The organism is Paenibacillus sp. JT31N17, from assembly GCF_056269255.1.
The window spans coordinates 13,316-38,478 of the sequence record NZ_JBWDNP010000009.1; the positions used below are offsets into that span (position 1 = coordinate 13,316).

Genomic DNA, 25,163 nt, shown 5'->3' on the forward strand with positions numbered 1-25,163 from the left:
GAATGACGAATGTACGGAATGGTAGGTGCACGGCGTTCCTCGAAGGTGATGTGGACGATCGTGCTGATCGGTGTAGTGCTGTTGGCATGCTGTGTAGTGTTTCCTTTTATCTGGATGATCCTGACTTCGCTGAAGACCGGGGAGGAAATTAACCGGCTGCCGCCGACTATGCTGCCTGAGGTATGGAATTTCAAAAATTATCCAGAAGCCTGGATGAAGCCGGAATCGACGTTTCAGCGCTACTTTATCAACACGGTGATTATTGCCGGACTTGGGACGGCGCTGCAGCTCCTCGTCTGCGTGCCGATCGCCTTCGCCATCACGCATTTCAACTTTCGCGGCAAGAACCTGATTTTTATGCTGGTGGTCGTGACGATGCTGATTCCGTTCGATGTGACGCTGGTTCCGAACTTTGTCACGATGCGGCATATTCCGCTTGCAGGCGGCAATGATTGGGCAGGCTCCGGCGGACAGGGCTTCTATGATAGCTATATGGGCATCATGCTGCCGTTTCTGGCGGAAGCCTTCACGATATTTTTGCTCAGGCAGGCCTTTCTCTCGGTGCAAAAGGAATACTGGGAGGCCGCGCAGGTGGACGGGATGTCGAACAGACGTTATCTGTGGACGGTGCTGCTTCCGCTTGTGCTGCCATCGCTTATTACGACAGCGCTGCTGGCCTTTATCGGCAAATGGAATGGCGTGCTGTGGCCGCTGCTGGTTACATCCAGTGAATCGCTAAGACCGCTGCAGGTAGGCCTGCTCTACTTTGTCAGCGAGGAAGGCCCGAACTACCATCATTTGATGGCGGCAGCGACGTTTACGATCGCGCCGATCGTGGTGCTGTATCTCATTGCCCAGCGATGGTTCCACCAAGGCATTACATCCACGGGATTGAAGGGTTGACCCATTACGGGAATAGACAACAAGAGACTGCTCTGGAGGGACAATATGGACTGGCTGAAAAATATCGAGATCGTGATTTTTGATCTGGACGGTACGCTGTACCAGGATGGGACCTTTTACAAACGTTATTTGGAGCTGTTGTTTGAAGGCAGCGATCACAGCGCAAGCTTGAGCGTCTTTCTGGACGATATGGCCTCCATGCTGGAGGGCCGGCATGGAAGCGGCATCGGGGACTGGTACCATCCCGATTCCGATACATGGACGCGGGGAACAGACCCGAAATCGGTCTTTCGGAATTGGCAGGGCGAGGAGCTGGGCGTCACTCCGGCGAAGACGGGGACTGCCTCCATCTATGCGGGAGATGCCTGGAGTCTGGTGAGTATTTATGCCGCCAAATACGGCGTTGCCGAAGGGAAGCGCCAGCAGGCGTTTCAGCAGGTGCGCAAAGAAATGCTGCAGGGCGCCTCAAGCTTCGAACGCCATCATGATCTGTATGCCGCTATCGGGAATCTGACCGGGGTGCGGACGCGGATATTGCTCACGAACTCGCCGGAGAATACGGGACGTGAATTTATTGCGGCGCTCGATTGTCTGAAGCTGTTTAATGAAATCGTGTATGGCGCCGGCAAGCCGAATGGTCTTGAACGGTACATGCAGGAGCTGATGGACAGGGAGAATCTGCAGGCGGATCAAATCCTCTCGATTGGCGATCATGCCTGGAATGATCTGTACCCGGTACAAAAGCTGGGCGGCAGAACGGTATTCTTGTCTCCTTATCCCTCATCGGAGCCTGCGCAATGGGATGTCCGTCTGGACACGCTTGATGAACTGGCAGCGATGCTGGTTGAGCTGCAGCATGTCAGGCAGCAGGCGAAGCAAAGCACGGAGCCGATCTCCGGCTTCTAGAACGAAAGCATCACGCCCATAACCGGGCACAAACATAAAAATAAGGGTGATCAAAGGAGTGTTGGAAGAATGAGCAAGCGGCAAGAGGAGCGTCTTACCTTTTACGGCGGTCTGACAACAATCGGCGGTGTCCACATTATGTACAGCTGTGGAGACACCGGCATTGTGTTCGATCTGGGAATGGCTCGCGGTTTCTTCAACGGGGATACGAGAGTACGGCCGGATTACGGCATCCGCAGCTTTTTGCTGACCAGGATGGCGCCTCCGGTGCTTGACCTGTACGATCCTGATCTCCTGGGGGATCTGGGTGAAGCGGAAGTGCTCCAGGTCTGGGGCAAGGAGGAAATGCCGCATGTTGACTATCTGCACGGCTTCGTAAGCCATATTCACCAGGATCATATGGCCCTGCTGCCGTCGCTTCGCCCCAACCTTCCGGTATGGATGCACCGCGACGCTTACGCCGTGCACGAGGCTGTCGTGGCGGCGGGCGAATATCCGGATACCCGTGCGGATATCCGCATCGTCGAGGATGGCCAGGTTGTGGACTTCGGCGCCTTCCGCATCGAATTCATTGAAGTGGATCACGACTCGCCGGGAGTGACCGGTTTCATTATTCATGGTCCGGAGCACCGCATCGCCTTCACCGCCGACTGGCGCCGCCACGGCCGGAATCATCATCGGCTGGACCGCTTCATCGAGCGCTGCCGGAGCACGGGAATTGACGTGCTGATTACGGAAGGCACCCGGCTTCGCCAGGATACTTTATTCCGCAAGCCCAAGGATCGTCTTGAAGTCGAGGTCGCTCTTGAATGCCGCCGTGCCATGCAGGAGACAGACGGCCTTGTTTACGTCAATATTCTCGCCCGCAACGTAGAGCGTGTGGCCGATTTGATCATCAGGACGCAGGAAGCCGGCCGCAAGCTTGTCATGGATGAGAGCACGGCAGTTCTCTGGCACACAGCCGCAAGGAAGCTGCAGGTACTCGAGGGGCATCCCGCATTGGAAGCAGACCGCGATGTGATCCGGCTGCTCCGTACGCCGCTTTGGTCACAGGGGCCGCATCCGGCAATGGAAACGGAGCTTCCCTACGAGACGATTGAGCTGCAGGAAATTGGAGCGGATAAATCTCATTACGCGGTCTACCTGACCTATCCGCATACGCCTTTAATTGCGGAGCTGGAGATAAGCGGTTCTGTGCATTCAGGCTCTGTCTACGTTCATGCCGACGGCAATCCGCTTACGCCAACCGACGAAACGCTGTTGAGATGGCTGAACGAATTCGGCGTAAGGTACCATTATTGCGCAACTGGCGGCCATGCCGCACCTCAGGAAATCAGCGAATTGACAGCAGCGATCGCACCTAAGCTGGTCGTGCCTCTGCATAGCATGCATCCGACCCTCTTCAACAGCAGCGGCGTCCGCAAGTATTACCCGGCGCCAGGGGAGAGCTTCGAGCTTTCCGAGCTGATTGGAAGCAGCAGTCTGACAACGATTTAAGACGAAGGCATCCTTGCCGCACAATGAGTACCGGCGAACGAATCAGCGGTGGCATGATATTTCCAGCTATGCAAGCTCGAAGCCATCGAATTTTTTCAGAAGTGACAGAACACGTAATTACAAAAACCTAGGAGTGGTAAATGTGATTTTGCGTAAAATGTTCAGCCATTGGAAAACATCAATCGTCTCCCTGATGCTTATTACAGCTGTAGGCTGTTCAGCGGGTGCGCCGGCGGCCAATAACAATGCCCCGGCCGCCAATGCTCCGGCAGCAAATGCTCCAGCGGCAAATGCACCAGCTGCCGACGCCCCGGCAGCTGACGCTCCGACAGGCGTATCAGCAGGAATCGAGCTCGGCAAGGATGGCCCCGTCACCATTGATTTCTGGCATATTCAAGCCACGATATACGGCGAAGCGATCAAGGAGATCGTCAGCGACTTCAACAAGGAATACGAAGGTAAAATCGTTGTGAGAGAAGTATTCCAGGGCAGCTATGACGATCTTAACAAAAAAGTCCGTGCCGCTTTGCAGGGCGGAGGACTCCCGGCTGTGGCCATGTCGTACGAGAGCGACACGCTCGAGTACATGAAGGCGGACAAAATCGTCCCGCTTGACGACTACATCAGCGATCCGGTGAACGGACTGAGCCAGACGGATCTGGACGACATTATGCCGGGTGTGCTTGCCCGCCAACGTATTCCGGAGTATAACGGCAAAACGATGAGCTGGCCGCACGGGAACTCCTCGATGGGGGTTTACTACAACATTGATGTGCTGAAACAAGCCGGCTATGACAAACCGGCAGCTACATGGCCGGAATTTGAGAAAATGGCGCTTGATATTACAGCGAAAACCGGCAAGCCTGCTCTGGTTATGGGCAATGCCAACAATGGCGGCACGTTCCGCACATGGCTGCGCACTTACGGCATTGATCCGATCAAGCTGGATCAAAGCGGTGTGAACTATGACAACCCGGAGGCTGTGGAACTGGCGACCATGATCAAGAACCTGATCGACAAGAAAGCGATTGTTCTTGCAGAGGACACCGAGCAGGAATTCACGAACGGCAGAGCCGCGATGGAAATCGGTACAACAGCTCGTACAAGCTCCAAGCTTGATCTGGTGAAGGATAAATTCCAATGGGGCATCACCCTGATCCCGCAAGGCAAAAGCGGAGGTCAAGTAACAGAGCTGTACGGCGGCAACCAGGTGCTGTTCAAAACCACTCCGGAAGAGCAGCTTGCAGGCTGGCTGTTCATGAAATATTTCGCGGGATCGGAAGCACAGTCGATCTATGCAGCCAAAACAGGCTATTTCCCGGCTACGAAGTCCGCGCAGGAAACCGATTTGCTGAAGCAAAATTATGCGGATAACCCGCAGAAGAAGCAAGCTTTTGACGAAGTGTTCCCATATGCCCGCATCGACGTTTCGAGCGCTGCGCGCAGTAAAATGGATACATCCGTAGGCGAGGCGCTGCAGGCGATGATCGCCGGCAAGCTTTCTCCGGCAGATGCGGTGAAGAAGGCGCAGGCTGATGCGACCAAGGTGCTCGGAGAATTCAAATAAATGGGTTCCGTCCATAGAAGAAACGAGATTATGATAGCCGTCCGCAGAGTCGGCAGCGTTTCTGTGGATGATCTTGTCCAAACTTATAATGTCTCGGTGGAAACTATCCGCCGGGACCTTCGTATTTTGGACGAGAAGGGATTTCTTCGCAGAACGTATGGCGGCGCAGTCAGAAAAGAACAAACCACTTGGGATATGCCCTATTATGACCGGATGCAGCTTAACCGGGAGCGCAAGGAAGCCATCGCCCGCGAAGTCGTGCTGCTGCTGGAGGACGGCGACAGCGTTTTTATCGACGGAAATACTTCCGGGCTGATTCTGTCCCGGTTCATCCCGGAGAATAAAAATCTGACCATCGTAACGAACTCGGCCATGGTCACCTTGAACCTGGTCCAGAAAAAGGGGAAATTGAAGGTTCATCTGGTCGGTGGCGAAGTGGATGAGGATGGCAAGACATTCGGATATAAGCTGCACTGCGAGCTTCGTCAGTACCGCTTTGACAAAGCCTTGTTTTCCTGCATGGGATTTGGCGCTGAAGGGCTGTACTACTCCAAATGGGAACCGTTGCAAATCGCGCAGATGCTTGTCGAGCAAAGCAATCAGCTGATTCTGATGGCTGATTCGTCGAAGGCGAACCGCAGCGGCTTTCTCTACGGCATGGAGCTGAGCCGCATCCATACGTTGGTGACGGATGAAGGCACCCCTCCGGACATGCGCGACAGCCTGCGGGAATCGGTCCGCCGTCTGATCATCGGCAGCAGCGAAGTCAACGAGGAATAGCTAAAGACAAGACAAGTCTGAAGCATAATTTCCTCCCATCATCTCATCGTGAGTATTAGAGGAAAATGTCAGGAACCGTCGAAACTAAATAAGACAATCCGAAAGGAATGATTGCGAAACGAGCGTGTGAAAGGAGCTTGGTCCTTGAAAGTTATTTTGGTTGATGATGACCCCCTGGCTTTGAAGCTTCTGGAGAGCGAGCTTACGGCCATCGGTCAGGTCGAAATTATAGGATCCTACCAGGATCCGCGAGTGGTCATGCAGGACATGCGCGCGGGCTTGCCGGATGCTGTTTTTCTGGATATCCATATGCCTTTCATCAGCGGATTGGAGCTCGCGGAACAAATTCTCGGCGAATCGCCCGATATCCAAATTGTGTTCGTAACGGCCTACCAGGAGCACGCCGTTGAAGCATTCGAGCTGACTGCCCAGGATTATATTATCAAACCATTCCAGCGTGAACGATTGATCAAGACCTGTGCGCGGGTCAGAAGAATGCTGACCCTCTATTCGGCCAGGCGTTCAGATGCCGCGCTGCCGGTGATGATTCATTGCTTCAAGTCCTTCCTGATCGAAGGTCGGGTCCCGGGGGCAGCCGCTGTACGCTGGAAAACTTTCAAAGCGCAGGAATTATTCCTCTATCTGCTCCAGCACCAGGGAATAACCGTTCAGAAGCAGCATTTGCTTGAGCACTTATGGGCAGAGATTGATTGGAAGAGAGCCATCACGCAGCTGTACACCACGATCTATCAGATCAGGATGCTCATTGCCAAGGAGAATCTGACGATCCGGATCGTCAACCAGGACGAAGGCTACCGGCTTGAGCTTGGCGGAGTCGAGGTGGATGTGCTGGTATGGGAAAAGCAGCTGGAGCAAGCCCCCATGCTGACTGAAGCTACATTGGAGCTTCATTTGAAGCTGTTTGCGATGTATCGGGGCGATTACCTGATGGAGCATGAGTTTCTTTGGGCAGAGCCGGAGAAACGCCGCTTGCGCGCGATTTGGCAGTATCATAGGCATCAGCTGCTTGATTTTTATAAGACCACGGGCCGGTATTCGGAGGCGATTGCTTTTCTTCTTCAGGTTCAGAAGGTAAATCTGACCGAGGAGCAGGTTTATTTTGAACTGATGCAATTGTATCAGGAAACGGGCGACCGCTTTTCCCTGGAACAGCAATTCGAATTGCTGCAGGGCATGCTGAGCCGCGAATATGACGCCAGGCCCAAGACGGCAGTACGTGAATGGTATATGAATTGGAAGCAAACAATGGGGTAATATAGTCCGCCTGATACGATCCCATAGAGCTTTGGTGCAAGCAAGCGCCAAAGCTTTTTTTGCGTGGATGGGGCCGTGCCGGCCGGTATTTTCAAAAATGTTTCAGATTCGTCATGTATAATAAAATAAGTCGTTGGACTCAGGTCTAAAGACCCTAATATTACCCATCTATAGGGAAATATTACTCATCATGATGGTAAGGGAGTTTAACGTTATGAATCATATGCATGGCAGTTTTCATGAATCTCTTGTCATTTTATCCTGTTTGATCGCAGTGGCCTCCTCTTATACCGCTTTGGACCTGACCGGAAAGATCTATACAAGCAAGGACAAGCTGCGGTTGCTTTGGCTCGTTTGCGGCGCTTTTTCCATGGGTCTTGGCATCTGGTCGATGCATTTTGTCGGCATGCTCGCCATGCGCCTGCCTATACGCATTACCTATGATATCAAGCTGGTGCTGCTCTCCGTTGTGCTGGCCATCGGGGTATCGCTGATTGCATTGTTTACCGCACACCTGCAGCGCATGGGCTGGAAAGAGATATGGTTGTCAGGAGGATTGATGGCTGCAGGAATCTGCGGCATGCATTATATCGGAATGGCGGCCATGACGGTCGATATCAGTTACGATCCATGGATGGTCGCTCTGTCTGTTGTTATTGCCGCCACAGCGTCGGCTGCAGCGCTTGGAATGCTCTATTATTTCCGGCTGCAGACGGTCCGTCATGCGCTGCTCTTCAAGCTTGGAAGCTCGCTTGTAATGGGCGGCGGTATCGCCGGCATGCATTACACCGGTATGGCCGGAGCGTATTTTCACGAGAGAATGGATAACGCCGCCGCCGGCGGGATGCTGATTGATCAGACTTTGCTCGCCTATATTATCGCAGCAGGCACATTCCTGCTCCTTGGTCTGACTTTTCTCGGCATTCTGGTCAACAAGCGGTTTCGGCAAAAGGATCTGACCATTCTGGAGAGCGAGCAATGGTACCGGTCCTTATACGAGAACAATGCAGATGGCATCCTGTCCGTCAATACCAAGGGCGAGGTTATGGGAATGAACCCCGCTGTAAGCAAAATTGCAGGCGCTGTCATAGAGGGATTCAAAAACAAGCATATATCCGCCATCGGCTTGAAGGCAGTTGAAGAGCAGAATGCGAGGGACAAAGCATTATCGGGTCAACCTGCCGGTGAGCGGCCGGATAGTTATGAAACCGTTATAACGAATTCGAACGGACATCAGGTGGAAATCCATGTAACCCAGGTTCCGGTCATTATTGACGAGAGGATTGTGGGGAGCCATGTTATCCTGAGGGATATAACCGAAGAGAAGCGGGACAAAAGCCTGATCGAGCATCTCGCTTTCCATGATGAGCTCACAGCCTTGCCTAACCGCAGACTGTTCAACCAGATGCTCGACCAGGCGATCGAGGAATGCAAAAAGCGAAGCGGTTCTTTTACCGTGCTCGTGCTTGATGTTGACCGCTTCAAGCTTATTAATGATTCACTGGGACATACATACGGCGATCTGTTTCTCAAGGCGTTAAGTGAGCGCTTTATTGCCGGCGCCGATAATCTGGAGGTGACCATTGCCCGTATGGGCGGGGACGAATTTTCGATTATTTGCCGATCGGAGACCGACCAAGCAGCCGACCTGTTGGCCACACGTATCTTGAGTCTGCTCCGCCAGCCATTCCATCTCAAGGGCAACGACTTCTATATATCGGCAAGCATCGGAATAGCCAGTTTTCCTGAGCATGGCGAAAGCGGTGAGGAGCTGCTGCGCTTGGCCGACGCGGCGATGTACGAGGTGAAGAAGCATGGCAAGAACGGTTACCGTTATTATTCGCAGGAGCTGGACAAGCATTTGATGGATCGTATTGAATTGGAGGGGGAGCTGCGAAAAGCCATTGAGCGCCGGGAGCTGCTTGTCTATTATCAGCCCCAGATCCGTACGGAAGACAGCCGCATGATTGGTGTGGAGGCTCTGGTCCGCTGGAATCATTCCTCAAAAGGCCTGTTGATGCCGGGCAGCTTCATTCCGATTGCTGAAGAGACGGGGATGATTCATGAAATTGGCACTTGGGTTCTTTATGAAGCCTGCCGTCAAATGGTCGAATGGCATGAGCATGGCGGACCGCTGATTCCCGTGTCGGTCAATTTATCAGCCCGTCAGTTCCATCAGGCCAATCTGGTGGAATATATTGAGGCCGTGCTTGCTGAGACGGGGCTTGAGCCTAAGTATCTGGAGCTTGAAATTACGGAGAGCATGATGATGGATCCGATGGTATCCATCGATATTCTTAATAAATTGAATATGCTGGGCGTGCGGATCAGCCTTGATGATTTTGGAACAGGGTACAGCTCACTCAGTTATTTGAAGACGTTCCCGATCCATAAGCTCAAGATCGACCGTTCCTTTATTTCCGATATAACCGAGAATGACAATGATAAAGCTATCGTTGCGACAATTATCTCCATGGCCCATCATTTGAATCTGGATGTGGTGGCGGAAGGAATCGAAACGAAGGATCAGCTGGATATTCTCACCCATAATCAGTGCAAGGAAATTCAGGGGTATTATTTCAGCCGTCCGCTATCCGCCCATCAGGTGGAGAAGGAGTTTTTTGTTCCGCTGCGTTTTTAACCCCCTTGGAAAGTGAGCTTATTGTCTGCGTAGCCACCTCTGCCGCGGGGCATCCGCCAAGGCGGCGGCTATTGCCTTGGAACGGCTGGTCAATCCGCCGCCGGAGGATTTCCGAATAAGGATGTAGAACTATTAAGGGGCAGTGATTCACTATCTTGGAAAATAGGAGGCTTATGATGAATAAGAAAACCCTGCAGGTGGGACTGGTTGGCTTCGGTTATGCGGGCAGCACCTTTCACGCTCCTGTCATAACGAACGTCGCGAATATGAGCTTGGCCAAAGTGGTGCAGCGCAATGGGGCCTCTTCCAAGGGAAAATATCCTTGGGTGACCGTAGTAGGCAGCGTTCAGGAATTATATGCAGATGATGATATCGATCTGGTGGTCATTACAACGCCGAGCACCAATCATTATGCCTTGGCCAAAGAAGCGATTATGGCGGGCAAGCATGTCGTGGTCGAGAAGCCTTTTACAACAACGTCTGCCGAAGCCGATGAGCTGATTTCCCTGGCTCGGGAGAAGAAGGTTGTGGTCAGCGTCTATCAGAACAGGCGCTGGGATGGCGATTTTATGACGCTTCGCCAGGTTCTGGACCAGTCGCTGCTGGGCCAAGTAATTGAAGCGGAATTCCGCTGGGATCGCTTCAGCCCGGTCGTAAATCCGGGGAGATGGCGGGATGGCGATGTGCAGGGATCCGGTACCGTCTATGATCTAGGTGTTCATTTCATGGATCAGGCGCTTACTTTATTCGGGCTTCCGGACACAATCACCGCGGACATCCGCATCCAGCGCGAGGGCGGCATCGCCGATGATTACTTCGACATCGGACTGGGTTATGCGGATGGTCTGAAGGTGAGTCTCCGTTCCTCGCTGCTGATCAGAGAACCGGGACCGCGTTACGTGGTTCACGGGACCAAGGGTTCTTATGTCAAATATGGCGTCGATCCACAGGAGAGAGCGCTGCGTGGCGGTCAGACGCCGGGATCGCCGGATTGGGGAGCCGAACCGGAGGAGCAATGGGGCAAGCTTCATGCTGTGATGGGCGCGCTGGAATTGCAAGGCCGGATACGGACGCTGCCCGGAGCCTATCAGGACTTCTATCAGAATATCAGCGACCATCTGCTCGAAGGAGCGGAGCTTGCGGTCAAACCTGAAGAAGCGGGACTTGCGATCCGCATGATAGAACTGGCTTACCGAAGCCATCGGGAAGGCCGGATGATCGAGGTCAGCAGCTGATCTTAGCAGCCGCCGTAATAACAAGCGGCCAGAGCCGTTCCTATTTCACTATTCTTTCATATCCAGCCCTTCTATTTTCAGCTATTTTTAAGGGAAATCGGTTATACTATATCTAATTGTGTCTTTTAGGAGGGTGTCTGTGCAGAACAAATCAGAAATCAAGTTATCCAACAAAGCAAAAAGAGAGCAAGAGAAGAAAAAGAAACAAAGACGAATGCAAATTATCATGTGGACTACAGGTGTTGTCGTCATAGCATTGATTGCAGTTGCTATTATTTTTCAACCGAAAGCAAAACCGCTTGAAGTGGCTTACGATCAATTGCCGATACTCGGCAAAGCCGAGGCACCGGTCAAAATCGTCGAATTCGGCGATTATAAATGTCCTTCCTGCCAATATTTCTCGCAGAATATCATGCCGTTGTTAAAGACCGATTATATCGATACCGGTAAAGCCTCGCTTTATTTTATGAACGATACGATCATTTATCAAGATTCCACGACAGCGGCACTTGCTGCCCAAGCCGTTTTCCATCAGAGCAATGAAGAGTTCTGGAAATATTATGACGCTTTATTCAAGAATCAGAAGGCGGAAGAACAAAGTATATGGGCAACGCCGGACTTTCTGACGGATTTAGCCAAGTCGGCGGGTATTAAAGTCGATTATGACAAGCTCCGCCAGGATATTGACAATCAGACCTATATGGATGAAGTAACCGAGCATACAAGATTCGCCCAGAACGATGCTAAAGTTACTGCCACGCCTACGCTATTGATTAACGGGGTCAAGTTCGAGGACGTATTTAATTATGATGCACTCAAAAAAGCAATCGACAGCGCAATCGGTGAATCTTAATGCAGGCGAGGATACATGCGTTAAGTTTATACTTTGCCTGGGTCGTATCCCTGGTTGCTGTCGGCGGAAGCTTGTACTTCAGTGAAGTTATGGGATTTGAGCCGTGCAAACTGTGCTGGCTGCAGCGGATATGCATGTACCCGCTTGTTTACTTGCTTGGGAGGGCCAGTTATCTGAATGACCGGAAAATCATCGGTTATGCGCTGCCCTTGTCCATTCTGGGGGGTTGCATCTCGATCTACCATGTCCTGGAGCAAAAGGTTCCAGGCTTCGCCGATATTCTGTCTTGCAGCAGCGGCATTCCGTGCAACACTGATTATATCAATTGGCTGGGGTTCATCACGATTCCAATTTTGGCACTGACCGCATTTATTCTCATTACCGTGTTTTTGTTTATGGGAAGAAACAGGGGAACAATAGTAGAAGAAACCGAATAATCAGCCGTTTTAGGCGAAGAAGAAGAAGCTGCGCGAATGCGCAGCTTTTTCTATGGTTAAAATCACGATTCCCGAGATCAGGCATCCATCCCGCAGCGGGACGAGGTCAGTTTTATCGGATGCGGTTGGACACGGTAGGCTGAGGGCCAAATAAGCGTTTCGCGGCATCAGAGAATATACAAAATGCGATTTTGGCCGAGGCCGGGATCGTATTTTTTTGCATGATTGTAAACAAATGCCGGATTGACCATCAGTCATCCCGGTTATAAATCAATACAAGGCATGGCCAAAGAGGAGGGATTCACCTTGCAAACGATCTGGAAGGGCGCAATCAGCTTCGGACTTGTGAATGTGCCGGTCAAAATGTTCACGGCTACCAAAGATAACGATATTCCGCTGCGGATGCTGCATAAAGATTATAATCTGCCGATCAAGTACCATCGCACCTGTCCCAAATGCAAGGAGGATGTGAGCTGGGATGATATTGTGAAGGGGTACGAATATGAACCCGGCCATTATGTCACGTTCGAGAAGGAAGAGCTGGAGAAGCTGGCTTCGGAGGCATCGAGAGAAATCCAGATTCTTGACTTTATTGATCTGGAGGAGATTGATCCGATTTATTTTCAGAAAACCTATTACCTTGCACCGGAGAAGACGGGAAAACATGCCTATTCCCTGCTCGTCGAAGCACTGAAAGCGACGAATAAAATCGGCATAGCCAATGTGACAATCCGCTCCAAGAGCAGTCTGGCCGCGATTCGTGTGATCGACGGCAACGTGCTCTCAATGGTTACAATGTTCTATGAAGAAGAGATCAGACCGGCAGCCGAGATCCCCGGTCTTCCCGAGAAGGTCAGCATTGACGACCGGGAGCTCGATATGGCCAAGATGCTGATCGGGCAGCTGAGCAGCAGCTTCAACCCCGGTCAGTATAAGGATGTGTTCCGCGGGCGTGTGATGGATGCGATTGAAGGCAAGCTGAAGGGCAAGGAAGTGAAAGTTGCGCCGGAAGAGAAGCCTGCCAATGTCATCGACCTGATGGAAGCGCTGAAGGCCAGCCTGCAGCAGCCCAAATCCGGCAAAGGGACCGGTTCTGACGGGGAACAATCGAAGAATCAGGAATCTCCCGCTCCCAAGAGAAAATCAAACCGGGGCAGGGCTGCATCCAGAACAGCCATAACGAAAACCGGGCAACGAAATGCAGGCAAGCATGGGAAGTCCGTGTCAGTTGGCAATGAAGCAGGCAAACGAACATCAAGAGCGAAGAGCAGCCGTAAATCAGCACCCGGTAACCGAGCCGTTCCGGAGTCTTCGAAGTCCAAGACGGATAACCTTAAAACTTCCAAAACGACGCGAGCCCGAAAGAAAGGGAGCAGGAACGTACGCAAGGCGGACTGATCCGTCTTGCCGGGCCTCTTTAGCGCCGACTGAAAGGGAATCAGGTATAAGCACGGCCGCTGCGTGCGATTCCAAATTATTTTTTCTGCAACCTTCCTGCCCGCCGAATCGTTCTATAGATAAGCAGCTTGAATTACAGGGAGGTATCTGGTGAATGAAAGAACATTTGTTTAGCAGACGCATAGAATGTCCAAGACATGTATATAGAATGAAGGATCAGGTAAAGCGAAACAGGTTCGCAAATTGTCTTCAAAGGAGTGTTACATATGCGTAAGAGTATGCTGATTGCCGTCGTTGCTTTTCTGATGCTGACGCAGATAAGCTTCGCTGGTGACAATGATTATCACGCTGTGCCGACAAACCCGGATACCCACGCAGCCTTTATCAATCAAATCTATCAGGCTAACGGCAAAACATACCTCACCGCCGACTACATTCAATGGTTCGAAGGCGATGAAGCCAATAAAGTATTCCTGGAGCACAACAAGGACTCCGGTCTGGACGGAGCTCCCGACGGTTATTATATCCTGAATGAGAACGACAAATTGCGTACATTCGAAGTTTCAGGCGATGCCACCGTGTTGATGCAGATCTATAACCGCACAGGTGACGTGAATGAGATGGATATAAACTGGAACGAAAAGATCGATGTCAACAAGCTGCGGGCAATCTTTGCGGACAACGACACGTTCGACGTCGGCGGCTATCCGTTCCATTTGACGATAGAGAATAACAAAATTGTGAAAATCGTTCAGCAGTATATCCCATAAATATTGTCGAAATTGGATAGAATATCTCATAACGGACCCTTGCTCCGACAGCAGGGTCTTTTTTTGTACGGGCCGCAAGTTTAAGAATCTATACAGATTTTGATTAATACCTATACCGAATTTGATTTGTTCCCCACCTGATACTTGCGTATAATGATGTAGGGATGAGCTTGTGAACGTTGAAAAACCGGGAAAGAAGCAAGTCTAAACCATTTATCTAACATAATCGGAGGTAGGCGGTAATGAGGACGGACCATGAAATCAATCAGTCACCATGGAAGTTTTATTACGGACCCAATTTGGGTTATATCCAGGAAATGTACGAACAATATCTGATTAACCCGAATGATGTCGATTCATCTTACAAGGAGCTGTTCGAGCTTTGGGGACCTCCTTCACCGGCTGCAGCTGCTCCTGCGGCACAGGAGCAGTCTGTCAAGAACGGGGCTGCAGCAGCTCAAACCATAACTTCAGCAGATCCCGCGTTTTTGAAGAAAGTGGTCGACGCCGGGAAACTGTTTCGAAATATTCGCACGTATGGACATCTAGCGGCGCATAATGATCCGCTGGGTCTGACGAATGGCACAGATACGAGTTTATTGAAGCCCGAGACCTACCGTTTGACCAAGGATGATCTGGCGGCGATTCCCGCCTCGCTTATTTGGGAAGAAGCGCCGGAATCGATTCAAAACGGCTGGGACGCTCTGCAGAAGTTGCAGGAGACCTACACACAGTCGTTCGGTTTTGAATTCGGACATATTCATGAGGAGAACGAGCGCATTTGGCTTAACCGCCAGGCGGAAACAGGAATGGCGGGCAAGCCGATTACTGCGACTGAGCGGACGGAGCTGCTGAACCGGCTGATTGAAGTCGAGCAGTTCGAAACCTTCCTGCAGCGCGCATTTGTTGGACAGAAGCGGTTCTCCATTGAAGGCAATGATATGCTTGTTCCCATGCTGGACGAAATCGTGCGTGAGCTGGCTCATGACGGTGCCCGGCATATTTTGATGGGGATGGCCCACCGTGGGCGGCTGAATGTTCTGACGCATGTGCTCGGCAAGCCGTACGGCAAGATTTTCTCCGAGTTTCATCATGCGCCCAACAAGGACGTCATTCCATCCGAAGGCTCGATCGGCATCAGCTTCGGCTGGACAGGAGACGTGAAATACCATCTTGGCGCCCACCGTTCGGTTAAGGCGGGAGAGACGGTAGAAACGCGCATCTCGCTGGCGAACAATCCAAGTCATCTTGAATATGTGAACCCCGTTGTCGAAGGCTTCACCCGTGCTGCGCAGGACGACAGGTCGAAGCCGGGTTATCCGGTGCCTGATTTCGGAGCTGCGGCCGCTGTGCTGATTCATGGCGATGCCGCTTTTGCCGGAGAAGGAATCGTGGCTGAAACGTTGAACTTCAAGAAGCTGCCGGGGTACGAGAACGGCGGTACGATTCATATTATCGTGAACAACCGGATCGGCTTTACAACCGAGAGCAGCGACTCGCGCTCGACGCATTACGCAAGCGACTTGGCCAAAGGCTATGAAATTCCGATTGTCCATGTCAGCGCGGATGATCCTGAGGCCTGCATCGCAGCTGTCCGTATGGCTTGCGAGTACCGCCACAAGTTCCACAAGGATTTCCTGATCGATATGATCGGTTACCGCAGATACGGCCATAACGAAACGGATGATCCGGAAACGACTCAACCTCTGCTTTATCAGAAGCAGCGTAATCATCCCCGTGTCGTATCGATTTATGAGAATGTGCTCAAAGGGAAAGGCCTTGTCACAGACGAGAAGCTGGAACAGACCAAGCAGGAAGGTCTGAACCGACTGCAGGCGGCCCTGGATGAAGTGAAGGAAAACGATAAACAGGGCAAGACGGGAAGAATGGATGCTAGCGCCAGACTGCGCAGCAAAGAAATCAAGACGGCTGTGCCGCTTGACAAGCTCCGCTCGATCAATGCGAACCTGTTGAAGTGGCCGGAAGGCTTCACGGTTTACAACAAGCTGGAGCGTATTCTGATGCGCCGCGCCGATGCGCTGGAAGAAGGCGGCAAAGTGGATTGGGGACAAGCCGAGACGCTGGCTTTTGCCACAATTTTGGCTGACGGCAAGCCGATTCGCCTCAGCGGACAGGATTCCGAGCGCGCCACCTTTGCCCACCGCAACCTGGTACTGCATGATCCGCAAACAGGTGCGACCCACTGCCCGCTGCATACACTGCCCGAAGCGAATGCTTCCTTCGCCGTGTATAACAGCCCGCTTTCCGAAGCATCGGTACTCGGCTTTGATTATGGATACAATGTCCATTCGCCTGAAACGCTTGTGATATGGGAAGCCCAGTATGGCGACTTTGCCAATGCGGCCCAGGTCATTATCGACCAGTTCCTCTCAGCAGGGCGGGTAAAATGGTCGCAGAATTCAAGCCTTGTCATGCTGCTGCCTCACGGTTATGAAGGACAGGGACCCGAGCATTCAAGCGCACGGCTGGAGCGTTTCCTGTCCCTTGCGGCTGAAGACAACTGGACCGTCGCCAACCTGACATCTGCAGCGCAATATTTTCATCTATTGCGTCGCCAGGCAGCCATCACCAATACCGAGGAAGCAAGGCCATTGATCATTATGGCGCCTAAGAGCCTGATCCGTAATTCTCTGGTGGCTTCCGATCCGAAAGCGCTGAGCGAAGGCGCCTTCCAGCCTGTTCTGGAGCAGCCTGAGCTTGGCGGCAGCCCCAAGAAGGTGGAACGCCTCATTCTGTGCAGCGGTAAAATTTCGATTGATCTGGCAACGGCACTGGAGGCAGGCAAGGACGATGAATCCGCCGAGCCTAAGGATTGGAGCTGGCTCCACATCGCACGTGTAGAGCAGCTGTATCCATTCCCCAAGGGGGATGTCGAACGTATTATCGCGCGTTTCCCGAACCTGAAGGAAATCATGTGGGTTCAGGAAGAACCGCAAAATATGGGAGCCTGGAATTACATCGAGCCGCGTATCCGTGCACGGGCGCCGCGCAAATCGGTTGTCCGCTTCATCGGTCTGCCGAAACGGTCCAGTCCCGCAAGCGGATTTCAATATATTCATAACATGGAACAACAGCGCATCATTTCGGTTGCTTTGAACCGGGGCACATTAACAGTTAACGCGAAGGAGGATAACGGCGATGAGTGATATTAAAATTCCCGAAATGGGCGAGTCAATCGTAGAAGGTACGATATCCAAGTGGCATGTTAAAGAAGGGGACCAGGTAGGTCAGGGCGATGTGCTGGCTGAACTGGAAACGGACAAGGTTAACATGGAAATCAGCGCCGAGCAAAGCGGCGTAGTGGAGAAGATTCTCCGCCAGGAAGGCGAAACGGTCAGCGTTGGCGAAACGATCGGCGTTATCGGAGCTGGAGCAGGCGGTGCCGCTTCTGCCGGCGATAGCGGCAAGACGGAAAGTGCAGCGCCCGCTGCGCCAGAGGCCAAACCGGAGCCTGCTCCGGCAGCGGCTGCGCCAAAGGCGGAAGCGCCCGCGAACGATTCCAATAAGGAATCGGCTGGCGACAGCTCGTCCTACAATGCTTCGCCAGCAGTCAGGAAGCTGGCACGCGAGCGCGGAATTGATCTGAGCCGCATCACGCCAAGCGATCCGCTGGGACGCATTCGCGAAGAGGATGTCAAAGCATATGCTGACGGCGGACAAAAGCCTGCAGCAGCAAGCAGCGCTCAGGCGGCAGCCCAGCCGGCAGCGGCTCCTGCAAGCGAGCCGGGCAAACCGGTTGAGCGCCGCAAAATGTCGCGCCGCCGGGTAACGATTGCCAACCGTCTGGTAGAAGCACAGCGTACAGCTGCCATGCTGACGACCTTTAACGAAGTGGATATGACTGCCATCCTGGATATCCGCAAAAGACGGAAAGAGGATTTTCAGAAGAAGCATGATGTGGGCCTCGGCTTTATGTCCTTCTTCACCAAGGCTGTTGTCGGCGCATTGAAGGCTTTCCCTCTGCTGAATGCCGAAATTCAAGGCGACGAGATTGTCGTTAAGAACTACTATGATATCGGGATTGCCGTATCGGCCAAGGAAGGTCTCGTTGTTCCTGTTGTGCGTCAGGCTGATACGCTGAGCTTTGCTCAAATCGAGAAACAAATCGGAAGCCTGGCTGAGAAAGCCCGCTCCAACAGCCTCGCGCTGAATGATCTGCAGGGCGGAACTTTTACCATCACCAATGGCGGTGTGTTCGGTTCCCTGCTCTCGACACCGATCTTGAATGCGCCTCAGGTTGGTATTCTGGGCATGCACAAAATCCAGCTTCGTCCAATCGCGCTCGACGAAGAACGTACAGTCAATCGCCCAATGATGTATGTTGCGCTCTCCTACGACCATCGTATCGTGGACGGTTCGGAAGCGGTGCGCTTCCTGGTGACGCTCAAGCAGCTGCTTGAGGATCCGGAATCCCTTCTGTTGGAAGGCTAATAACCGTTACTTCAGCCCAAATAAGCCGATATCCGGACCGCCGGGTGTCGGCTTGTTTGACTATGTAAGGTTTGTTATCATAAATTATCAAGATCGGCAAGGAGTATTGGGGGGATGGATATGAACGTACGCAAATTGAGACTGAACGATTCTGAGAATATCCATTCCAATGAAGATCGGGATGAGTATGAGAAGGATTACGCCAGGCTGATCCAGTCGCCTGCTTTTCGAAGATTGCAGGGAAAATCGCAGGTATTCGGTGCAGGGTCGGGCGATTATTACCGTACTCGCCTGACGCATTCGCTGGAGGTATCACAAATAGCCCGTGAAGTGGCAAGGCGGCTGGGAAAAAGCTATTCCTGGATCGCCAAGAGGGAGCATCCCGGGTTAATGCTGGATCCCGAGGTGGTGGAATGCGCGGCGCTGGCTCATGATCTGGGCCATCCCCCATTCGGTCATAAGGGAGAAGAAGTGCTGAATTTGCTTCTTACGAAGGAATGCGGCTTGAGCTATGAAGGAAATGCGCAGAATTTCCGGATTTTGATGTTTCTGGAGAAGCGTGCGGGAAGCGAGAGCGGCCTGGATCTGACGGCGGCTGTACTGCTGGCTACCAATAAATATCCGTTCAGTCTCGATGATCCCGGGCGGCTCAAAGGCGTTTACAGTATGGAATGGGAAGGGATTCGTTATCTCCGGCAGATGTGGGAAATGCCGGAAGGAGAAGCGACACTGGAAGCGCAGTTGATGGATTTATGCGATGATATTGCCTACTCCACCCATGATATCGAGGATGGCATCCGTGCAGGGAAAATCCAGATGAACCGCCACTTGTTCGAGGACGATTGGCTGATCGAGCATGTCATCGCAGAGATCGTGGACGATCCCGGGAACGGGGTCATGAGCTGGGAACAGGTCGATATGAAAAAGATGGTGAAGCAGGTGCTCAGCCAATATGTCCAGCAGTGGGAGACGATATATATTGAATGCAACCGCGAGCCTTCCCGTACAAGACGGGAGATGAAAGCCCGCTGGGTGAGGAGGTTTGCCAATCAGGTCGGGATTATCGACGATCCTGCCACAGGCTGGAAGCGCGTTACGTTTGTACGCGAGGGCGAGAAGGATTTGGAGCTGCTGCGCACAATGGAAATACTCAAGAAACTGGCCTGGGTTACCTTGATCAAGGATTTTCGTGTCCAACGTCTGCATAAACGAAGTGAGATCATGATTAAACGCTTATGGGACAGCTTCAAAATCGAGGAAACCGGGCGGCTCATCATGCCCCCGGATTGGCTGGAGAGCTACCAGCAGCAGAAGGGGAAATGGTCATGGGAGCGAATGGTCGCCGACTATATTTCCGGAATGACCGATGCCTACGCCGAGAAGGTCTATGCCGAGTTTTTTGCAAGCCGCTCCGGATCGATTTATGAAATGGATTAATTGGTCCTCAATTGAAGCGGGGTGCTGCTGAATTACGTTGCATGAAGGCAATAGGAATCTGCGGATGCGGTATATGTGGATTTCTCTGGAGATTACGCTGCGGTGGAAGAAAGCTGTGAGCTCGCCAGAACCCAATATTGGGCGGGCTATAACGGATTATGTGCAGGTTGCCCAGGGACTGTCCGCTCCCGGATTGTTCGCCGGGCAATCGAAGGCAGAGCCTCGTCAGGCGATTACAATTGTTTCCTCCATCAAGTAGGCGAGGCTTCCGTTTATATGCTTGGTCAGGAAATTCCAGGCGGGCATATGTTTGTTTCCGAATACGGCAATCCGCCCGCTGGCGGCCAATTAATCTGGCAGCTGTCATTCCCTGGCAGAGATGAGCGCAAATAGACCCTGCTATCACTGGTATAATTATACTTAATGAGAGCCGCCCTAATTTCATGAGAAAAGCTTAATCGCCCAAACCCCCATTTTTCCGTTACACTGTGCGAAAGGTAAATGGAAGGGGTGGTTTATGACCATGGATATGAAACGTTGTTTATTTTGCGATCAAATTGTTCATGTGCAGTTCATCGGCGAATATGAACGCTTTGCCAACTGCTCATGCGCACCAGGCGATTCCTATAGCCTCTCTAAAGACAGCTACGAGCAATTTCATGCGCTGTCCTATGCGGTCAAGCGCCAGATGTTCCCGATTATGTCCGCTTACATACGGGAAACCACAGATGTGGGCGGGGCGGTTGCCTTGTCTTTCGAGGATTTGGAAAAAATCGAACAATCACCGCTGATCCCGGTAACGATAGAAGATAAGGCAGATCGCCTGCTGCAGTACCTGTACAGGCATTCCGAAAGCCCTCTGCAGCCGGTTGTCATCCACCGGCTGTCGGACAGCTACAATTTAACGTATTCGCTCAATTTGCAGGAGCTCGTGTACATCATCGAAAGATTGAAGGATGAGCTGTTGATCGAGCGGATCGGGACGACCTTCAAGCTGACAGCGGAAGGGTGGAGCAAGGCGGAAGCATTATCGGGCGGGAAACGATTAAAGTCCTGCCTCGTATACCTGGATCATGATACTGTGAACCGGGCGGATTGGGCGGAGCAGGTATTTCCCCGGATTGAAGAATGCGGGTATTCCCCACTGCTTGGCGACGATGCCCAGGATAGCGAATCCTCCGATTATCATGTCAGGAACATTACGGAGAGCAAGCTGGTTGTGGCCGATCTGACGGGCCAGTCGCCAGAGGTGTATTTCGCAGCCGGATTGGCGCTGGGCTTGCAAATCCCGGTAATTTGGACCGTACAGAGCAGGGATGCTGTGAACCTGCCGGCAGGGATGTTCAATCATTTTCAGCCTTTCGTCTGGGATAACACCCAGGAGCTGGCCGATATGATGCGGCAGCGGTTGAACGAGTAGTTATTTAATCCCATTAAATATATTCGCGTTTGGATCACCTCCGTTTAAGGTAAAGGAATATATATACCCTTAAACGAGGTGAGAGGCAATGGAAAACGCAGATGCGGACAAAAAAGCGATTGAAGAACAGAAGCTCAAGCATAACAATCAGCCGGGCCGGGACAATCCGGAGCAGTTCCCAACGGAGAAGGAAAGCTTGTTTGACCGTTTTCAGAGTGAGCGCAATGTGGATCCGATTCCCCTCGAAGACCTGAATATCGAGCAGCAGGATGAGAAGGACAAGGACAAAACCAAAAACAGCTCATCCAGTCAACGTAAATATAAGAGCGGTTTTTAATGGCGTTCCGTTAAAAAGAGGTTGCGGCTGTCCATATGAACGTGTACAATGTAGAAAGCTAATTGAATATGAACGACTTGGAGGAGCCTGTCACTTACGGGCTCTTTCTGTGTTTTATGGATGAGAGCCTGTATCTTGCAGGCTCTTTTTTTGTCGTTCTCGTCCTCATCCTGGATTTGTAAAACCGGATTTGATGGTTAGACTAGCTTTGAGAGGTGTGATTGGAGAATGGAGTTTATTTTGTACTTGGCGTTGATTATTTTATCGACTAAAGCGGCGGGCGATCTGTCGGTCCGGCTGGGTCAACCTGCTGTATTGGGCAAGCTCCTTGCGGGCATTGTGCTGGGGCCGGCGGTCCTCGGGTGGGTGCATGCAGATGAATTTATTTCTCATTTTTCTGAAATCGGCGTGCTGCTGCTCATGTTTATCGCAGGGCTTGAGACCGATCTGGATCAATTGAAGAAGAACTGGAAGGCATCCTTTGCTGTCGCAATTGGAGGCATTATTTTACCATTTATCGGGGGATACGGCATTGCAGCCGCCATGGGTTTGTCGAATACCCATTCGCTGTTTCTGGGTATGCTGCTTTGCGCGACTTCTGTCAGCATTTCCGTCCAGACCTTGAAGGAAATGAATCAGTTGAACTCAAGAGAAGGAACTACGATTCTGGGAGCCGCCGTTGTCGATGATGTGATTGTCGTTGTTCTGCTTGCGGTCATGATGAGCGTGCTCGGGACTGCCGATGACAGCTCCCTTGCCTTTATGTTTACCAAAAAACTACTGTTTTTTGTGATCGTCATATTTGCGGGATGGTTTATCGTTCCTCTGTTGATGCGCTTCCTGGCTTCTTTTCGAGTCAGCGAGGCTGTGATGAGCGCTGCCCTTGTGATTTGCTTCTGCTTCTCCTATTTTGCCGAGCTGATGGGGGTTGCAGGAATCATCGGTGCTTTTGCAGCCGGAATTGCCGTTTCGCAAACCAAATTCAGGCATGCCGTGGAAGCAAAGGTCGATCCGATTGCCTATACGTTGTTTGTTCCCGTATTCTTCGTCAGTATTGGCTTGAATATTACCTTTGCGGGTCTTGGCGGCCAAATTATATTTATCCTTGTTGTTACTGTTGTAGCCGCCTTGACGAAGCTTGCTGGTGGGGGATTGGGTGCACGTATTACAGGGTTTAACACGCGCTCGTCGCTTGCGATAGGCACGGGAATGATTTCAAGGGGAGAGGTGGCATTAATCATAGCTGCCGCCGGCCTGGAATCCGGTCTGCTGCTGCCGGAGTATTTTACTTCCGTCGTATTGGTCGTGATTTTGACGACGCTGCTTACGCCGCCTCTGCTCAAGCTGGTATTCCCGGCAGGCGAGAAAGCGCCCAATCCATGACCCTGGCAGCAAAGCTGGCTTTGTCTCGAAATACGGCTTATAATAGTGACATGAATTGTCACGATTATAAGAATGATGGAGCTGGAGCAGATAACCATGTCCAAATCGAAACGGCTTATGGAGTTAATGATGACCGTCAACCGGAAACGGAAGTTTACGGTCAAGGAGCTCGCTCAAGAGTTTGAGGTGTCCACCAGGACCATATTGAGGGATTTGCAGGAATTGAGCGAGCTTGGAGTTCCGTTATATTCCGAGGTGGGACCTCACGGTGGGTACCAGGTATTGAAGGAAAGAATTTTGCCTCCGATCGCGTTTACCGAAGAGGAGGCTGTAGCGATCTTTTTTGCCAGTCACGCCCTGCGTCACTACTTATATACGCCTTTCGAGACGGAATCCTCTTCCGCTCTGAACAAGTTTTATTTGTATATGTCCGGGGATGTGAGGGATCGCATTGACCAGATGAAGAACCGGATCGATTTTTTTACTCCAACGAGGCAGCTGGAATCCCCGCATTTGTTGATTCTGCTGGACGGTGCCATCCGGCAGAAAGTCCTCCGCATCGTGTACGATTCGCGGGAAGGGGAGTCATGCCGTGAAATCCAGCCGGTAGGCGTATATGCCAGCAATGGTTTCTGGTACTGCCCGGCTTATTGTTTTCTTCGCGGCGATTTCCGGTTATTCCGAGTCGACCGAATTTATTCGGCCGACTATGATCTCTCCGGGGTGAACCCGCTTGATCTGCGGCATGTCCATCTTGGTAATTGGATGTCGTACATTCAGCAGGAGCCGATGCCGATCCGTCTTCATGCGGAGCTGAGCAAAGAGGGGGTTCAGAGATGCGAAACGGAATTAGGCAGGCATCTCGAGCTGCATATCCGGGAGGATGGTACGGGATGGCTGGACGACCATATTTCCAAGAATGACCTTTCGTTTTTTGCAAAGTTCTTTATCGGTTTGGGAACTGCGGCCACGGTCGAAAATCCGCCCGAGCTGATTGAGATCATGAAAGAGCAGCTCTCCGGAATTATGGCGAAATACAGATAGCGCTGCGTGCCCAATACAGTGTAAAATCACCTCCACGACCTCTTGCAATGAAGAGGTCTTGTTTGTTTTTCTCAGGCATGAGGGAAATTGGATATGCATAAATAAATCCGCCATAAAATGGTTTATAGTTGCCTTTTTCACTTGAAAATCCTTGAATTTCAGTGAATTTGGCACCGCATGGCAGTGAAAAGTATGGTTCTGGCAGTGACTCCCGGGCTACGATGATCCTGCAAATACAACCAATACCCACCATATGAACGGGAGGAATTTTATCATGACACAGTCCATTCTTCAAACAGGCAAGATTTTGCGGCAGCTGGTTATCGGGCAGGTCCAGGGAATCCCCGAGGAGCTGTTCGATGTTCAACCGGAAGGGTTCAACAACACCATCAGATGGAATGCCGGGCATATCGTATATTGGATGGACACCTATTCAACGCTTGGTCTTGGGACTGCATCGCAAATTCCGGAAAGCATCAAAATTCTCTTTAATTCCGGAACCAAACCTTCGGATTGGACCTTGTCGCCGCCATCCAAAGAGGAGCTGATTGACCACTTGTCCGTTCAGCTTCACAGAATGTCCGAGGTATCCCCTGGGGAGCTGGACGAGCTGCTGAAGCCGCCTTTCGAAATGGGGCCGTTCCGGTTTGAAACCGCCGGCGAGCTTTATAATTTTGCTTTCTTCCATGAAGCGATCCATCTTGGGACTATTTCCAGCCAACTAAAAGTCATTCAACATATGCAGTCATAGCAAGAGCATATGTTCACAGAGCAATGAATTGAAACGGGCATAAGATTACATCACCAGACTAGTGATGTAATCTTATG

At 51.7% G+C, this 25,163-nt stretch carries 20 protein-coding genes and 1 pseudogene; all 21 read left to right on the forward strand.

The window, feature by feature from the left end:
• Positions 1-9: 9 nt before the first annotated feature.
• The 21 genes and pseudogenes from AC0YOB_RS24410 (at position 10) to AC0YOB_RS24510 (ending at position 25,086) form a co-directional block, all read left to right on the forward strand.
• On the forward strand, positions 10-903 hold the full coding sequence (locus tag AC0YOB_RS24410; protein ID WP_210040736.1) for a carbohydrate ABC transporter permease: 894 nt from the start codon (positions 10-12) through the stop codon (positions 901-903).
• Positions 904-948: 45 nt separating this feature from the next.
• Positions 949-1,809 carry an HAD family hydrolase gene (locus AC0YOB_RS24415; RefSeq protein WP_475794978.1) on the forward strand — a complete coding sequence of 287 codons (861 nt, stop codon included), beginning with the start codon at positions 949-951 and terminating at the stop codon, positions 1,807-1,809.
• A 69-nt stretch (positions 1,810-1,878) separates the two neighbouring features.
• On the forward strand, positions 1,879-3,306 hold the full coding sequence (locus tag AC0YOB_RS24420) for an MBL fold metallo-hydrolase (protein ID WP_475794979.1): 1,428 nt from the start codon (positions 1,879-1,881) through the stop codon (positions 3,304-3,306).
• A gap of 142 nt (positions 3,307-3,448) precedes the next feature.
• Positions 3,449-4,873, forward strand: a complete 1,425-nt coding sequence (locus tag AC0YOB_RS24425; RefSeq protein WP_475794980.1) for an ABC transporter substrate-binding protein — start codon at positions 3,449-3,451, stop codon at positions 4,871-4,873.
• A complete protein-coding gene (locus tag AC0YOB_RS24430) occupies positions 4,874-5,653 on the forward strand; it encodes a DeoR/GlpR family DNA-binding transcription regulator (RefSeq protein WP_379113839.1) in 780 nt (259 codons plus the stop codon).
• Positions 5,654-5,797: 144 nt separating this feature from the next.
• Complete coding sequence (locus tag AC0YOB_RS24435) at positions 5,798-6,928, forward strand: response regulator (RefSeq protein WP_475794981.1); 1,131 nt, start codon at positions 5,798-5,800, stop codon at positions 6,926-6,928.
• Between the two features lie 214 nt (positions 6,929-7,142).
• Complete coding sequence (locus tag AC0YOB_RS24440; protein WP_475794982.1) at positions 7,143-9,569, forward strand: EAL domain-containing protein; 2,427 nt, start codon at positions 7,143-7,145, stop codon at positions 9,567-9,569.
• A 176-nt stretch (positions 9,570-9,745) separates the two neighbouring features.
• Complete coding sequence (locus AC0YOB_RS24445) at positions 9,746-10,804, forward strand: oxidoreductase (RefSeq protein ID WP_475794983.1); 1,059 nt, start codon at positions 9,746-9,748, stop codon at positions 10,802-10,804.
• A gap of 139 nt (positions 10,805-10,943) precedes the next feature.
• The gene (locus tag AC0YOB_RS24450) at positions 10,944-11,657 is read left to right on the forward strand and encodes a DsbA family protein (RefSeq protein WP_475787082.1); all 714 of its coding nucleotides are present in this window, start codon (positions 10,944-10,946) and stop codon (positions 11,655-11,657) included.
• Complete coding sequence (locus AC0YOB_RS24455; protein WP_475794984.1) at positions 11,657-12,094, forward strand: disulfide oxidoreductase; 438 nt, start codon at positions 11,657-11,659, stop codon at positions 12,092-12,094. The genes AC0YOB_RS24450 and AC0YOB_RS24455 overlap by 1 nt, the downstream gene beginning before the upstream one ends.
• A 306-nt stretch (positions 12,095-12,400) precedes the next feature.
• A pseudogene (gene ku / locus AC0YOB_RS24460) lies at positions 12,401-13,163 on the forward strand (non-homologous end joining protein Ku); the annotation flags it as partial.
• 595 nt (positions 13,164-13,758) lie between these two features.
• Complete coding sequence (locus tag AC0YOB_RS24465) at positions 13,759-14,262, forward strand: hypothetical protein (RefSeq protein ID WP_475794985.1); 504 nt, start codon at positions 13,759-13,761, stop codon at positions 14,260-14,262.
• 242 nt (positions 14,263-14,504) lie between these two features.
• On the forward strand, positions 14,505-17,429 hold the full coding sequence (locus tag AC0YOB_RS24470) for a 2-oxoglutarate dehydrogenase E1 component (RefSeq protein ID WP_475794986.1): 2,925 nt from the start codon (positions 14,505-14,507) through the stop codon (positions 17,427-17,429).
• Complete coding sequence (odhB, locus tag AC0YOB_RS24475; protein WP_475794987.1) at positions 17,422-18,714, forward strand: 2-oxoglutarate dehydrogenase complex dihydrolipoyllysine-residue succinyltransferase; 1,293 nt, start codon at positions 17,422-17,424, stop codon at positions 18,712-18,714. Before AC0YOB_RS24470 ends, odhB begins: the two co-directional genes overlap by 8 nt.
• Positions 18,715-18,834: 120 nt before the next feature.
• A complete protein-coding gene (locus AC0YOB_RS24480) occupies positions 18,835-20,151 on the forward strand; it encodes a deoxyguanosinetriphosphate triphosphohydrolase family protein (protein WP_475770478.1) in 1,317 nt (438 codons plus the stop codon).
• A gap of 64 nt (positions 20,152-20,215) precedes the next feature.
• Positions 20,216-20,410 carry a hypothetical protein gene (locus AC0YOB_RS24485; RefSeq protein ID WP_475794988.1) on the forward strand — a complete coding sequence of 65 codons (195 nt, stop codon included), beginning with the start codon at positions 20,216-20,218 and terminating at the stop codon, positions 20,408-20,410.
• A gap of 264 nt (positions 20,411-20,674) precedes the next feature.
• Positions 20,675-21,571, forward strand: coding sequence for a hypothetical protein (locus AC0YOB_RS24490; protein WP_475794989.1), 897 nt, complete (start codon positions 20,675-20,677; stop codon positions 21,569-21,571).
• An 88-nt stretch (positions 21,572-21,659) separates the two neighbouring features.
• A complete protein-coding gene (locus AC0YOB_RS24495; RefSeq protein ID WP_475794990.1) occupies positions 21,660-21,908 on the forward strand; it encodes a hypothetical protein in 249 nt (82 codons plus the stop codon).
• A 228-nt stretch (positions 21,909-22,136) separates the two neighbouring features.
• On the forward strand, positions 22,137-23,291 hold the full coding sequence (locus tag AC0YOB_RS24500; protein WP_475794991.1) for a cation:proton antiporter: 1,155 nt from the start codon (positions 22,137-22,139) through the stop codon (positions 23,289-23,291).
• A 96-nt stretch (positions 23,292-23,387) separates the two neighbouring features.
• Entirely contained in the window at positions 23,388-24,335 is a 948-nt protein-coding gene (locus tag AC0YOB_RS24505; protein ID WP_475794992.1) for a helix-turn-helix transcriptional regulator, read from the forward strand.
• A 274-nt stretch (positions 24,336-24,609) separates the two neighbouring features.
• A complete protein-coding gene (locus tag AC0YOB_RS24510; protein ID WP_475794993.1) occupies positions 24,610-25,086 on the forward strand; it encodes a DinB family protein in 477 nt (158 codons plus the stop codon).
• Positions 25,087-25,163 lie beyond the last annotated feature (77 nt).